At 40.8% G+C, this 14652-nt stretch carries 13 protein-coding genes and 3 pseudogenes; 10 read left to right on the top strand and 6 right to left on the bottom strand.

The features are described from left to right. The 3 genes and pseudogenes from HWQ58_RS18285 to HWQ58_RS18275 all read left to right on the top strand — a co-directional run. A pseudogene (locus tag HWQ58_RS18285) lies at positions 1-461 on the top strand (hypothetical protein); the annotation flags it as partial. A 29-nt stretch (positions 462-490) separates the two neighbouring features. Next, positions 491-1417: pseudogene (locus HWQ58_RS18280) on the top strand (efflux RND transporter permease subunit); the annotation flags it as partial. 101 nt (positions 1418-1518) lie between these two features. Beyond that, positions 1519-2952, top strand: coding sequence for an efflux RND transporter periplasmic adaptor subunit (locus HWQ58_RS18275; protein WP_292865462.1), 1434 nt, complete (start codon positions 1519-1521; stop codon positions 2950-2952). 54 nt (positions 2953-3006) lie between these two features. Here the strand turns inward: HWQ58_RS18275 and HWQ58_RS18270 are convergent. Beyond that, a pseudogene (locus HWQ58_RS18270) lies at positions 3007-3135 on the bottom strand (FAD-dependent oxidoreductase); the annotation flags it as partial. Between the two features lie 23 nt (positions 3136-3158). Here HWQ58_RS18270 and HWQ58_RS18265 point away from each other — a divergent pair. Further along, positions 3159-3338: a hypothetical protein gene (locus HWQ58_RS18265; RefSeq protein ID WP_292865459.1), complete on the top strand. Its 180-nt coding sequence runs from the start codon at positions 3159-3161 to the stop codon at positions 3336-3338. Between the two features lie 57 nt (positions 3339-3395). On the opposite strand, the gene HWQ58_RS18260 is transcribed toward HWQ58_RS18265, so the two are convergent. Then, positions 3396-3974, bottom strand: a complete 579-nt coding sequence (locus HWQ58_RS18260; protein ID WP_292865456.1) for a hemerythrin HHE cation-binding protein — start codon at positions 3972-3974, stop codon at positions 3396-3398. Between the two features lie 98 nt (positions 3975-4072). Further along, positions 4073-4804, bottom strand: coding sequence for an alpha/beta hydrolase (locus HWQ58_RS18255; RefSeq protein WP_292865453.1), 732 nt, complete (start codon positions 4802-4804; stop codon positions 4073-4075). 516 nt (positions 4805-5320) lie between these two features. On the opposite strand from HWQ58_RS18255, the gene HWQ58_RS18250 reads away from it, so the two are divergent. Further along, entirely contained in the window at positions 5321-6367 is a 1047-nt protein-coding gene (locus HWQ58_RS18250) for a zinc-dependent dehydrogenase (protein WP_292865468.1), read from the top strand. On the opposite strand, the gene HWQ58_RS18245 is transcribed toward HWQ58_RS18250, so the two are convergent. Further along, complete coding sequence (locus HWQ58_RS18245; protein WP_292865450.1) at positions 6273-6665, bottom strand: hypothetical protein; 393 nt, start codon at positions 6663-6665, stop codon at positions 6273-6275. The two genes, HWQ58_RS18250 and HWQ58_RS18245, sit on opposite strands and share 95 nt — an antisense overlap. 36 nt (positions 6666-6701) lie before the next feature. On the opposite strand from HWQ58_RS18245, the gene HWQ58_RS18240 reads away from it, so the two are divergent. From HWQ58_RS18240 to HWQ58_RS18225, 4 genes are all read left to right on the top strand, one after another. After that, positions 6702-7970 carry an inorganic phosphate transporter gene (locus HWQ58_RS18240; RefSeq protein WP_292865447.1) on the top strand — a complete coding sequence of 423 codons (1269 nt, stop codon included), beginning with the start codon at positions 6702-6704 and terminating at the stop codon, positions 7968-7970. Between the two features lie 731 nt (positions 7971-8701). Continuing rightward, positions 8702-11035: an EamA family transporter gene (locus HWQ58_RS18235; RefSeq protein WP_292865444.1), complete on the top strand. Its 2334-nt coding sequence runs from the start codon at positions 8702-8704 to the stop codon at positions 11033-11035. Beyond that, entirely contained in the window at positions 11036-11188 is a 153-nt protein-coding gene (locus HWQ58_RS18230) for a hypothetical protein (protein ID WP_292865441.1), read from the top strand. A 715-nt stretch (positions 11189-11903) separates the two neighbouring features. Further along, on the top strand, positions 11904-12035 hold the full coding sequence (locus HWQ58_RS18225) for a hypothetical protein (RefSeq protein WP_292865438.1): 132 nt from the start codon (positions 11904-11906) through the stop codon (positions 12033-12035). 761 nt (positions 12036-12796) lie between these two features. Here HWQ58_RS18225 and HWQ58_RS18220 read toward each other — a convergent pair. Continuing rightward, positions 12797-13036 (bottom strand): hypothetical protein, encoded by a 240-nt coding sequence (locus tag HWQ58_RS18220; RefSeq protein WP_292865435.1) that lies wholly within the window; start codon positions 13034-13036, stop codon positions 12797-12799. A gap of 112 nt (positions 13037-13148) precedes the next feature. Between HWQ58_RS18220 and hetR the strand changes: the two genes are divergently transcribed. Next, positions 13149-14048: a heterocyst differentiation master regulator HetR gene (gene hetR / locus HWQ58_RS18215; protein ID WP_292865432.1), complete on the top strand. Its 900-nt coding sequence runs from the start codon at positions 13149-13151 to the stop codon at positions 14046-14048. A gap of 271 nt (positions 14049-14319) precedes the next feature. On the opposite strand, the gene HWQ58_RS18210 is transcribed toward hetR, so the two are convergent. Continuing rightward, positions 14320-14553 carry a hypothetical protein gene (locus HWQ58_RS18210; RefSeq protein ID WP_292865429.1) on the bottom strand — a complete coding sequence of 78 codons (234 nt, stop codon included), beginning with the start codon at positions 14551-14553 and terminating at the stop codon, positions 14320-14322. Between the last annotated feature and the right edge of the window lie 99 nt (positions 14554-14652).

Below are 14652 nucleotides of genomic sequence, written 5' to 3'. Positions count from 1 at the left end.
TTACTTTCTTGTTCTTGGTTAATACTGATTGTTTTTATCAGGTGCAAGATATGAGTCTACCTGTAGGTGGAGTAAACCTTGCTTTTAGCGACACAGCAACCATAGGGCCTGGTGATGGAGAAATTCTTGTCGGTCTCAAAGAAGGTAAACATCATTCTACTTGGCAATATGTTAAACAACTACGCCAAAACTTAACTGTCCAATTTCCTGAATTAACTTTCTTTTTCCAACCTGCGGATATAGTAACTCAAATTCTCAACTTCGGTTTACCAGCTCCTATTGATATTCAGGTCATAGGCCCCGCTAAGAATCGTCGGGATAACTACAAAATTGCCAACCAAATCCAAACCCAAATATCTCAAATCCCTGGAGCAGTTGATGTTCATTTGCATCAAGTTGTTAATGCCCCAGACCTACGTATTAATGTAGAGATCGTTCTCAAGCACAACGTAGCGGTTTAACTCAACGAGATGTTGCTAATAACCTACTCACATCATTAAGTTCTAGTGGTCAAACATCACCCAATTTTTGGCTTGATCCTATTAAAGGAGTTAGTTATCTAATAGCAGTACAAGTTCCTCAGTACAAACTTAACTCACTAGAAAAAATTCAGAATACTCCTGTAGCTAACGGTTCTAACTCATCACAACTTTTAACCAATCTTGCTGTTGTTAAACGTGGGAAAGCTCCTGCTGTTGTTAATCATTACAACGTACAGCCTGTATTTAATATTTACGCCAATGTTCAAGGTCGTGATTTAGGTGGTGTAGCCAGCGATATTTATAAAATAGTTGGGCAATTTCAGCATAAGTTAGCACGTGGATCGTCAATTATGGTGAAAGGCCAAGTAGAAACGATGAATTCGTCTTTTCTAGGATTAGAAGTAGGATTGATATTTGCTATTGGGTTAGTTTATTGCTTAATAGTAGTCAATTTTCAATCTTGGATTGATCCATTCATTATTATGATGGCACTGCCAAATGCTTTAGCAGGAATTGTCTGGATACTATTTGTGACTAATACGACTTTTAGTGTACCGTCTTTGATGGGTGCAATTATGAGTATTGGGGTTGCTACTGCCAATAGCATTTTGCTCGTGACCTTTGCTAATGAGCAACGTCTAATAGGGGAAAAAGCTGTTTCTGCGGCTTTAGCGGCTGGTTATACTCGTTTGCGTCCAGTATTAATGACTGCTGGGGCCATGATTATGGGGATGTTACCAATGTCTCTTGGTTTAGGAGAAGGTGGTGAACAAAATGCTCCTTTAGGACGTGCTGTAATTGGTGGATTATTAGCAGCAACAGTAGCAACTTTAATTTTTGTACCTGTAATTTACAGTATTTTGCGCCGAAAACAACCCCAAAATTTAGAGAAAGAATTATCCTCTACTATTAAATTAACTGTAGCCAATCGGTAAATGATTCGTGAATAATAAGATCCCCGACTTATCAGATAAGTTTGGTATCTGAGAGCTACTTATATTTTTATAAATCAACAAATCTAAAAGGAAATATATATATGGATACTCAAGAAAATACTCAAGTCGAGCGTTCCGATCTTACTTCCATTGCTGCAAAATCTAAAAAAAATCACCTCAGTTTTGTCACCATTATTGCTACGACTACTTTTGGTGTTGCTGGGCTTTTAGCATTTGGTATTATACCTCGTATACAACAGCAATCAGAATTAAATGCTTTCGCTAAATCTACAACAAAAAAAGGTTCTCCGGTTAATGTAGTTAAACCCAAACTGGCGGCTAATTTTACAGAATTAGTTCTACCTAGCAGTATTCAAGCAAGCCAAGAAACCACAATTTATGCCCGTACTAGTGGCTATTTACAAAAGAAATTAGTAGATATGGGCGATCGCGTGAATAAGGGGCAGCTACTAGCTATAATTGATGCGCCTGAAATTGACCAGGATGTACAGGAAGCTCGTGCAGAATTAGCAAAGTCTGAGGCTAATATTTCTCAAGTTCAAGCAGATTTAGCACAAAAGCAAAGTAATCTTTCTCAAACAAAAGCTAACCTCAAAGCTAGACAGGCAGAACTAGTCGAAGCACGTACTAACTTAAAATTAGCACGTCAAACTTGGCAACGTTGGCAATTACTTCAACAGCAAGGAGCAGTGACTACACAAGCTGCTGATGAACGTGAAAGTGCTTTGAATGCAAGTCAAGCTAATGTAGATACTTTAATTGCTCGCGTTAATTCAGACCAAGAAAGTATAAATACTGCTCTTGCAGCTATTAATTCCCAAAAAGCTAATATTAATGCTTTTGTTGCAAGTAAAAATGCTACTCAGTCGAACTTACAGAGGATAACAGTTTTACAATCATTCAAACAAATTGTTGCTCCTTTTGCAGGCGTAATTACTGCTCGCAATATAGATACAGGAGCTTTAATTTCTGCGGGTAGTAATAATAACAGTGGAAATTCCTGGTTATTTAAGATTGCTCAGACAAATAATTTACATATCCGAATTAACGTTCCCCAAGCTTCTGTTCAATCAATTCACCCTGGACAAACTGCGCTTGTTCGTGTTCGTGAGCTACCGAAAAAATCTTTTTCTGGTAAAGTTATTCGTACTGCTGATGCCTTAGATGCCACTTCTAATACCCTTTTAACTGAAATTGAAGTACAGAATTCAGAGAATGTATTGCGTCCCGGAATGTATGCTGAAGTTACTTTTAAGACTGAACGTGCTAATCCACCTTTACTAGTACCAGCTAATACCTTAGTGATTAATGCAGATGGCATACAAGTGGCCACTGTGACAAAGGAAAACAAAGTTAAGTACAAAAAAGTAGAGCTTGGACGAGATTATAGTACTGAAGTTGAGGTAGTTTCTGGTTTAAGCCCTAATGTTAGATTAATTACTAATCCTACGGATGCTCTCCAAAATGGTAAATCGGTTCAGGTACTTGCATCTAAGCCTAAGATTAAGAATTAAGGGACTGACAAAAAATAATCAATCGCTGAGTGAGCAGTTCTTGAGTAAGGGGAGCAGTATTCCCCCCAACCAAGGAAATTCACTTACCAGACTCGTCTTGGCTCCCCGTCGCGCTGCTTGGATAGCAGCCACAGTCCCTCCAGTTCCCCCACTGACAATTAAGACATCAGTTGTATATAGCAGTCAGCTTTGATTTCTGAATTCATTTGCGTAGGCATATCCCAACGACAATTATTTACGCCGACTTACTTATATGTCTGATTAACCCTTGCTTAACCTCACTGGAGTTCCGATATATTCTCCTAAAAAAAGCGATCGCATTCCAGTTTTTATCTCAAACTGAGTGCGATCGCGATCGGATTCCTGAAATCAAAAAAGATTATTAGGATGATTTATCAATTGGCACTTACCTAACTAAAAGTCAAGGCAGTGTTGAGTTAGATTTACTTTGTCAAACCCTCAAACACACCCCTCAAAGCTGCAACAGCATCTTGAGTCCGTGCCCAAACTCCTTGATCTGGGTCTTGACCTGTAAGTTCTCTTGTACCCAAAACTTCTAACACACCTTTCAATTGTTCTTGATGAGCGCGATTTTCAAAGTTCACTTGATTGAGCGGCCCAATAGCTTCTTTCACGTCATCACCTACCACCTGAGCAGCTTTATGGATAATTAAACCAGTCATTACGGCTTGGTGCTTAATCCTTTCGTGAATAGAAGCTTTTTGGTACAGTGTCAGCTCATCCCCATCTATTATACGACCTACTTGCTCAACGTACTGCCGTATAGTGTCTCTAGGCTGGGCTGAACCACCACCAAATTTTGAAATAACTCCCTCGATCACTGTGAGGTTTTCTTGGTCATCTTTGAGAAAGTCGTTTAGGCGTTTGCTAATTTCTTGATCGTTGCTTACAGCAGGTAGTACTTTTCGTTCATTAGAAATTAGCAACTCTTGTATAGCTTTCAAATCTGCTAGCTCTGTAGCGATCGCCTTACGCTTGGTATCATCTAAAGCTACAACCATTTCTAGACTTGCCTCAAATAAATTAGGATACTATTAACCTCTCACATTTCTTTTGCTTAACAAATCATTCTTGAGATGTATTATCATTATATTTATGCCTAAAGTCGCAAACAGGAATACAGCGAATCTGATACCCGGATAAACTTCCAGAAGTCGAGTAGCTGTTCTCCTACAAGCTGATACTGGGAAAAGTGAAAGAAATGCCCTCCTTCTAAACAAGACCAGAGGCGATCGCCCTCCTTCAAATGCGATCGCCATTCTTGCAGTGCATCAGGTTCCACAATAATGTCATTTAAGCTACCACAAACCATCAAAGGGACTGGAACTCCGTTTGCCTTTATACTCACCCTTTCAAACAGAGAATGAGGAGAGAGCGAACAATCTAAGTCTTGCTCCAGCAGATGTGTCAAACCCTTGAGAGTGCGTTTATCCTGATAACCAAACAAGTTATAAACCATATCAGTCAAAAGCTTTTGGCGACTTAAAAACTGACGGTGAATATAGTAATGAGCTTGCCAATCAACCGCCGCATCAATACCCACGGCTAATAGCGTCAAAGACTTAACTGTTTCTGGATAGCGACGGCTATAGAGTAGCCCTAGTAATCCTCCTGTACTATGACCAATTAGGTGAACAGGTCGATTGCAAGATTTCAGGTAGTCATGAAGCAGAACAACAGCAGCATCTAGTGAACTTACTTCATCTTGGCTTTGGCGATATTTCCACTCTTGGATTGTCACTAGCTCAGACAGGTAACGAAGTAGTGGTTGAGCAAAGTATTGCAAACTAGGGCTTGTATTTAACCAAAGAACATCCGGCAGTTTAGACATCCTGATTTTCCTGTAAATAGAATAAACTCTCAATTTGCTAATTAAGAATTTTTGTAACTAATAATCACAAGTTGCTATATCTGATTCCAGCTGATTTTTCCAGCCAGGCTTACCAGTGTGTCAAACCTCTTGTAAAAATTTATTGATAAAATATTCAATATATTTTAGAAAAGCTTACAGGATTAGGAAAATTATTGCAAATAATTATTGTTAGTCTATCAATACTGTTTCTCTATATCACACAAATTTCCCGCCTATCAGCGCCCCTTTTTGGGAAGGAGAGGCACTGCTCTATAGTCGCAAAGGCTAATTTTAAGAAAATTTGGTAGAAAAAGATCAGTTATACGAGTGCCACTGTTTCTGGTTTACCAAATAAAAAATCCGCACGGACGCAGCGCAAAGTCGAGACAGCGCTTTTGGTGCAAGAACAAGCCAAAACACAGAAATCTCAAATTTGATAGCCTAACGTTGACTGCTAATGTTACATCTAGTATCGTTGAGCGGGGAAAAACCAACGTGAAAGCACAGGTATTTAGAGGCGTTAATCAACTGTCTTACGAAGATATCCCAGTTCCTACCCTGGAACCAGATGAAGTGCTGGTAGAGGTGCGGGTGGTGGGGTTGTGTCAGTCAGATATAAAAAAAATTCGTTATCCACTGTATGAACCGCCGCGCATTTTTGGACATGAAACTGCCGGCACGATCGCAGCACTAGGCAATAATGTCAAAGGTTGGCAAGTTGGACAACGGGTAGCTGTGATGCACCACATCCCTTGTATGCGTTGCGCCTACTGTCTAAATGACAATTTCTCCATGTGCGATGTTTACAAAAACATCTCCACAACCGCAGGCTTTAACGCCAGTGGCGGCGGTTTTGCTGATTATGTCAAAGTTCCCGGACATATTGTGGAAAACGGTGGGTTAATTCCCATCCCGGATAACATCAGTTTTGAAGAAGCGAGTTTTGTCGAACCAACTAACTGCTGCTTGAAGGCGGTGAAAAAAGCCCAAATTGCTCCAGGACAAACTGTGTTAGTTACTGGTGCTGGGCCAATTGGGTTAATGTTTATCATGTTGGTGAAGTATTTCGGAGCAAAAGCGATCGCTACTGATTTACTACCCTCTAGAATTGATAAAGCCTTGAGTGTCGGTGCAGAGGCGGCTTTTGATGCTCGTGATCCCGATTTACCCGCCAAAATCTCTGCCTTAACTGGTGGACTAGGTGTTGATGTTACCTTGCTGGCTGTTCCTAGCGAGAAAGCCTTCTTTCAAGCACTTGATAGTACCCGCAAAGGTGGCAAAATCTTGTTTTTCGCCGAATTCCCTGATGAGGTGGAAATTCCCATTAACCCGAATATCCTCTACCGTCGGGAAATTGACTTGATAGGCAGTTATAGCTCATCTTATCGGCTTCAGAGTCTATCAGCCGATATTGTATTTAATCAGCGAATTGATGTGCAAGCTTTGATTAGCGATCGCTATCCATTAAAAGATTTATCAGCAGCTGTAGAAGTTGCGATCGCACCCACACCGGATACTTATAAAATCTTAATTTATCCGTAAAAGGAAGATTAGGGAGATGGGAGAGTGTTAAAACTAGAAGTTTAAAGTTCTGAGATTCAACGATGAAGCTCAAAGGTTCAACGATGAAGCTCAAAGGTTCAACGACGAAGCTCAGAGGTTCAACGATGAAGCTCAAAGGTTCAACGATGAAGCTCAAAGGTTCAACGGTGAAGCTCAAAGGTTCAACGGTGAAGCTCAAAGGTTCGACGATGAAGCTCAAAGGCTCGACGACGAAGCTCAAAGGTTCAACGACAAAGCTCAAAGGTTCAAAGTTCACCCTTAAAAGCTCAAGTTTCATCCTCATCTCTCTCACTTTCCCCTTGTCCCCAACAAAATGCTTATTACCCTACTTTTTGTAGCTCTACTAGCTTTCTACGTCGCCTGGAATCTCGGAGCAAATGATGTCGCTAACGCGATGGGAACCTCTGTAGGTTCCAAAGCTGTTACGCTCAAACAGGCACTAATCATTGCTGGGGTATTAGAGTTTACGGGTGCTGTGTTGTTTGGACATGAGGTAACGGAAACTCTAGCAACGAAAATTGCTAATCCCGCCTTATTCGCAGCTACACCCCAAATATTCGTTGTTGGAATGGTAACAGTACTAATATCGTGTGGTGTGTGGTTGCAAATTGCCACATCACGCGGTTTACCTGTATCTTCTTCTCATGCAGTTGTTGGTGCGATCGCTGGATTTAGTTGGGTAGCTTTGGGAGTAAATGCAATTGATTGGTCATCAATTGGCTCGATTACCATTGGCTGGATTTTAACACCGTTAATTAGTGGTGCGATCGCCGCTTTACTCTACAGTCAAATCAAGCACTGGATTTTAGATCAACCCAATCAAGTAGTACAGTTACAAGAGTGGATTCCCTGGTTGAGTACTGCGCTGCTAGGTGTATTCGGCGTGATTGTCTTACCATCGCTCACAGAACCGTTAAGCAATTTTGTAATTGAGCAAGTTGGTTTTACGATCCCTTCTCATGACATCCCACTGTTAACAGGTGCAATCGCAGCAGTTGGACTCACAATCATTAGTTGGCGACAATTGGAAGAGAGGGGGGATAAGGGAGACAAGGAAGAACTACTCACCAATCCCGTGGAAAGATTATTTGCGCGATTCCAACTACTAAGTGCTTCCTTTGTCGCCTTTGCTCATGGTTCTAATGATGTGGGAAATGCGATCGCTCCTTTAGCTGTGATCGTTTACATCAATCGCACTGGTAACGTACCTACTGATGGTATAACTATCCCCCTTTGGATTTTAATTCTTGGTGGTGTTGGTATTGTTGGTGGTTTAGCTGTCTGGGGAAAAAAAGTCATTGCTACCATTGGCGAAAACATCATTGCCTTGCAACCCAGTAGTGGATTTTGTGCCGAACTGGCAACTGCTACCACCATCCTGATCGCTTCCCGGCTAGGTTTACCAGTCTCCACCTCCCACGCTCTCGTCGGTGGTGTAGTTGGTATTGGACTAGTGCAAAATCTCAATTCGATTAAGTTTCAAACACTAAAAGGCATTGCCGCCGCATGGCTAATTACAATCCCCGTGAGTGCTGCCCTTAGCGCTGCCATCTTCAGCATCGCCCGGATTTTATTCTTCTAAGAATAAGCAAAACCCAGACTGCAACAACGCCAAAAAAAGCGTGCTTTTGCAGAATTGCTGCTCATTCATTAGAATGTTGTGCAGGGGATAGCGTAACTTTGAATTTCCACAGAAGGATACTTTAATCTCCATTTAGAGATATAAACTGTCATACCAGTTACATTCCACACAAATTTACAGCTAGTTTCGCAAGTCAGACAATTTGGTGAGGATGTCTAGCGACGAGTCGCCTACGCACACGCATCTGTGAATCTTTGACAATTATTATTGGCAGTAAAACAATAAATATTTATTTGGAGTGAGATTTCTTTAAAAGTAAAAATTTCATTGGCAAATAATTTATGAAAATTAAACTGACCAAAAATAATAAAAGTCTCTATTTAAGTGACTTCTAGGCGTGGCGATCAAGCCAAAATCCCTTTGGGTTGGGCAATCCCCCAGAGGCTCTGGCGTTGCTAACGATGGGAATCACTAAGACGGGTGCTACCTCACCAAAATTCCAAATCTAATGGTTAAATACTTATCAATGGTGAAGAGAACACGGTGTAGTAAGCTGTGTGGCAAGCTTAGATGCTTTGCTAACTTGTGTCTAGTATGACAGAATTACGTTGAAATGCGGAAGTGCTGTTAAAATTTTTAATTTATCTGACAAAATACAGGAAATTAGGATGACCGCCAATAAAGTGTACGGGAAGCAGCTTTATCGTCAAAGTGTTAGAGGTTAGAAGCTAATGGGGCGATTCGAGAAGCAACCAGAAAACCCAAGAGTCAGAGGGGAGCTATCTAGAGCAGCAGAAAATGCTCTTTGGGCTGTAGTTGAAGACTTAGAAAATCTTCAGCAGAATGTCCTCAGAGCTTTGCAGGAAGACGTAAAGCGGCTTCAGTCAGAAAAAAATCGGTTATCTGATGAGATTCAAAGCTTGGTAGAGGAAAAAGAGCATTTACAACAAGTGCGCCAAATCAGCGAGCAGCAAGTGTTAATTCGGCAGCTGGCAGAAGTTCTGGCAAAGCATATATCTTCACAACTGCAATCCTCTCTGGCAACTTTAGCTAATCAAAATATAGAGGGCAAATCTTACGAACAAGCTGCGCTGAAGTCTGCTGAAGTGAGCAGCAATGTAGTCGGTGAAATCAATGAAAAAGTCGAACACATGTTTGACAGTCTGGATGACACCGTTACTGTTACCTTTAATTCCCTACAACAGGAGCTGAAGAACTATCAAAGTAATCTTTCCCAACAGTTGTCACGGATGTATAGCCAGCAGCAGCAAGGGGAAACGATTTTGGCGGAGTTTGTTAATCGCCTGCATGGAGAACTAGATAAAACTATAGAAGAAACTTCACGCAAATCAGCAACAGCAAGTATACCTACTGTTTTGCAGTTTACGGAGCCAGAAAAAAACAGTTCTGTTGAAACATCCCTACCAGAGTTTGAGCAAGTAGTAAGAAATTCCCTTGAGCCAATCTCCCCGATCTCCAATAAATTTTCACCAAGGGAAACGACATTAGAGCCGCCAATTATTAAAGAAAACACCGCGAATCCAATTTCTTCTTCCAGCAAGGATTTGTCGCCAAGGGAAACGACATTAGAGCCGCCGATTGTTAGAGAAAACACCGCGAATCCAATTTCTTCTCCCAGCAAGGATTTGTCGCCAAGGGAAATAACATCAGAGCCGCCGATTGTTAGAGAAAATACCGCGAATCCAATTTCTGTCCCCAGCAAGGATTTGTCGCCAAGGGAAACGCCATCAGAACCTACTGAGGCTGTAGTTTCGCCACCAAAAGACAATGCCACCGAGCCAATTTCTGTCCTAAATCAGGAATCGCCGGAAAACGAAACGAAATCAGAGCCTCCGATCGTATCTTTGCTACAACCGAGAATGATCCGACCTTCTCCAAAGAATGCTAATGAACCAATTTCTGTCCGCCGTAAGAACGTATCGCAAAGCAAAGCTGAATCCTCATCGCCCACTGCGCTAGAACCGCAGGTAAAAGCAAAACCCTCACAATTGCGATCGCCTAATTCTTCTAGCTCATCGACACTCCAAATCGGTTTGTTGTTGATTGTCTTATCGGCAGTGATATCGTCACTTTATAACGTCGCCATCAAGGTAATTTTCCACGAAGGTTCCCAAATTTTTGGAATATTAGACGTAGAGCAATTGCTACCGCCGACTTTGGGCAATACTCTGTTAATTTTGACGCTACGCTTTATGGTGGTAGTACCACTGATGGTACTTTTATCTCCGATATTGCATCCAAGACTGTGGCAAGACTTGGAAAACTTGTCCGCTTCAGTCCGAGGAAATTCCACACCTACTAATGCAGCTACCAAGCAGATTTTGGTGTTGTCAATTGTGAGTGGATGCTTTTTGTTTTTATCTCAGGTACTAATCTACATTGCGATCGCTCAAGTCACAACTGGAATGGCGATCGCACTGTTCTTTATCTATCCAATGGTTAGTGGTCTATTTTCGTGGTTTCTGTTTCGCGATCGCCCCACTCTATTCCGTATCGCGGCGATCGCCGCGATTTGCTGCGGTGAATTGTTGGTTTTAGGCGGTTCTCCCAGCATCGGTATCGGTAATACTTCAATGGGAAGCAGCACCGCCATTCTTTCGGGTGTGGCTTTTGCTGCCTACATAATTCTGACGCGAGTCTGTGCTAGCAAACTACATCCCGTGACTTTTACTTTAATTAACTTCACTACGATGTTGTTGTTGAGCTTTATCTGTTTGATGTTACCTTTGCCAAGCAGCTGGAACTTGGTAGTAGTTGACCCCTCTAAAATGCTGGAACTGGTTTTAAGCGCATTTATTTTGGGTGTACTGACTCTTGCAGGCTATTTGCTCAATAATGTTGGTATTAGTAAACTAGGTGCCTCGCGATCGGCGCTCATCGGTGGTAGCATTCCAGTTTTAACCGTAATTTTCGCTGGGTTAATTATTCAAGAAAATTTGGATATTGTGCAAATTCTGGGAGTGTTATTTGTAACCTTTGGTGCGGCTGCTTTCAGCTTTGAAACAATGCGAAATCAGGTTAAACCCTCTAATCCCACGAATTAAATGGCGAGTTCAATCAGCTTCAGTGGGATGGGAGCTACTTTACCTCCCATCACTCTCAGCATCAATCTTGACGCTAATGCACCCACTTGTAACTTCTCTAAATTATCTGTGACAAAAAAGATCCCTAACTTCTTTGAGAAGTCGGGGATTTAAGTTTTTACGAATGATTTCAGACTCCTGTATAGGTGCAGATAACACTTAATAGATCGGCAAGCAGTATTCAGAATTAATCGACTTGTAATATATTTTTAGAGATTTAGCCTGATACAGGTAGGGAAAACACGTATATGTAAGCAATATGAGTAGTACTGACTCCAGCAATTGAGCACGAGTACTTGCTCAAAGAGAATCGCAAGGAGTTAAGACCATTGCAGCACATTTTGGAACTAACAGATGGAGAAGTCGCAGAAATGTTTACAGTAACTCGTTTTTTTGAGGCAAGCGCATCTAAATTAATTACTTTTAGATCGCAACCAATGTTAAGAACCAACGAGAAAATCAGCATTTCTCGTTAGGTTTGGTAGTTTCCAAGACTCAAAGCGATGTCTACGATAGACTGCACCTACGCAAAATCTGTATCAATAAGCAGTTCTTAATGCGACTACTTTGGAATTTATTGAGAATATAATCCCTTTGTTGATATTAAGCAGCTGGACTGCCCGTTTTTTCTGTGTGGGAGGATAAATAAGTGGGCAAGAATAAACTAACTTATATTAAGCAATGTAAATTAATCAAATTGCTTTATAATGAGGGCTAAAGCCCTTATGCTTCGGTTTTATTGGTCGCTCATGGAGAAGCCCCCAAAACGGCGCTAAGTCACCACAAATCTTTAATTATTCACACCCACTTACTAATTGTGTTTCCTAAGATGGTATCTTTATTTCTGTGGTTTGATACTAGTCAACTTAATCTGCGATCGCTCAGACACCCAGAAAAAGAAGCTGATATTGTAGCTTGCTGCGGACGATCGTCTTTTTATAGCAACAAACCATCTACGTAATTTAAGTCTCTCAAATATATAAAATAACGAGGTACAAACATACTTGAAACTAGCCAATAAATTAGTTAAATCATGAAAATTTAAAATTATTTCATGAAATAATTTTAAATTTATTGCAAAAAAAATCTCTAAATAATCATTGGATGGAACCCAAGATGTTTTATTATATGTATGGCTATTAACTAATCTTTCGGTTATTAGCACGAGCGGCAAAGCCTTATAGATACGCGATTTAGTCGTAATTAATCGCGGGTTTTTGTGTCCAACATCAATATCAAATAATAAATAAAACTTGGATTTAAAAGTAAATATAAAAATGTCATAAAACCTTGATTTAAGCAGAATATAAAATATTTAAATAGTCATCATTTATAAACTTTAAAATGCATAAATTTATTTCAAAACTAAAAAACAGTGATATGATAATGAACAATATTTGAAAAACAACAGGTATTTTGAAATTGGAATTATTTGCTCTACTTGATGTCTACTATCTTTCCTCAAGCCAACGGCTGATACTGCCGAGACATCACTGGAGGTTGTAAACGGAATGATAGTTGACAACGAGCTGTATAGCTCAACCTCTGAATGTGGCTACACCTGGTAAGCGATTTGTTTTGAGACTATTCCCGATTATTTATAGTCACTTGTGTACTACAAATAATTCGCCAAAGCTGAAAAAAGCATCTTTTTCTAGTACATAGATATCCCAGATTAACCGCGCAAACTAGTTTTTACTCTGAGTCGGCATAGTGCCATAATTAGGTGTAAGCAGCTTGACGTTGTTGCTCTTGAAAGATAAAAAACCAGAAAACTAAAAGGCTTTGTAGATTAATTGCAGCATAGTTGACTGTTGGGATATAAACCGCCGTTAAACTTGATTTGGTGGTGTCTCTAATTTTCCAGTTAGATGCAGAGACAGTTATAGTGACAACTACCGACTCTGCTTTTTGTACCAGGAAATATGCGAAAACGGTAGTTTGTGCTACCACCAATATCATCGTTATCGCATACTAATATAGTTTGAAGTAAAGACAGCCTTCAGCCAGGTGTATACTACCTATTTTCACTCGATTAAAAATTGTGTAAACGTGCTATTCAATTGTCTGTAATATGAGTAACGACATAGATCTGATCAAACGTCTTGACCCCAGTGCGATGGATCAGATCATGCTTTATCTGGCTTTTAGTGCCATGCGGACGAGTGGGCACAGGCATGGGGCATTTTTAGATGCAGCCGCAACAGCAGCAAAGTGTGCAATTTACATGACCTATCTAGAGCAGGGACAAAACCTGCGAATGACAGGGCATTTGCATCACTTGGAGCCGAAACGAGTAAAAATTATTGTAGAAGAAGTCAGACAGGCACTAACAGAAGGCAAACTGTTAAAAATGCTGGGTTCTCAAGAACCTCGCTATTTGATTCAATTGCCTTATGTCTGGCTAGAAAAGTATCCTTGGCAACCGGGGCGATCGCGCGTTCCTGGTAGCAATCTGACAAGTGAAGAAAAAAGACAAATTGAGCAGAAACTGCCCAGTAATTTACCTGATGCTCAGTTAGTTAGCTCCTTTGAGTTTCTGGATTTGATCGAGTTTTTACACAAGCGATCGCAAGAAGACTTACCACCCGAACACCAAATGCCTTTGAGTGAAGCTTTGGGTGAGCATATCAAGCGCCGTCTGCTTTACTCAGGAACGGTAACGCGTATTGATTCTCCTTGGGGAATGCCCTTCTACGCGCTTACCCGTCTTTCTTATACCCCAACAGACGATGAAGAACGTACACACATCACGGTGGAAGATACCGCTCGGTATTTCCGCATGATGAAAAATTGGGCAGAACGGCGACGAAACGCCATGCGGTTGCTGGAAGAACTTGACATACTGCCAGAAAAAATTGATCAGGCTATGGAAGAGTTAGATGAAGTTATCCGTGCCTGGGCAGACAAATATCACCAAGACGGTGGTATTGCAGTGGTTTTACAGACGGCTTTTGGTGAAAAAGAAGACTAGTACAACTAACTGTGCAAACTGTGCAAAATTCTAAATTCCCAAAGCTGAAAAACTGACGTGAGTTCAACTAACCTCTCTCCAACTCCTCTTTGCGTTGGAGAGGAACATTATAATGTTTTTCATTTCTTTGAATGCTTACTTGGTCAGCGGGCACTTTGGGAACAGTGCTAAGTATCAGAATGACCACAAGTGGCAGAATTGGTACTGAAGTTTGTCCGAGCTCATAGAGCGTTTGACGGAAGTTGCATTAGTGTACAATCCGCCTGAAAGTTCACGTGATATCTTTGTAGTCTGGATAAGACCAGGTGTTGGCATCATCGAGACGGCTTTTTTGGGCGGGGTGCAGAAACTTCTTCAACCTTTCGATGATATAGAAACCAAAGTAAGAAATACAGTAACTATTATTGCTACAACCATATTGTGATGACTTTTCACAGATGTAGAAATGGGAGATTGGTTTGCGGATGATGTGATACTGACTTGAAAATCTAAGCGCAGCTAACATTTGAGTAGAGGTTTGAGATTCAAGAGTAACTCAACGATCCAGTTATACCAATTCTCTAAAAGCTGGCTACAGATAAAGCTACCAAAATATATTGCCTTC

The sequence above is a fragment of the Nostoc sp. LPT genome, from assembly GCF_017115165.1.
GTDB lineage: Bacteria > Cyanobacteriota > Cyanobacteriia > Cyanobacteriales > Nostocaceae > Nostoc.
Note: the sequence above shows the minus strand (reverse complement) of the source record. Positions and strands in the feature narration are given on the sequence as shown.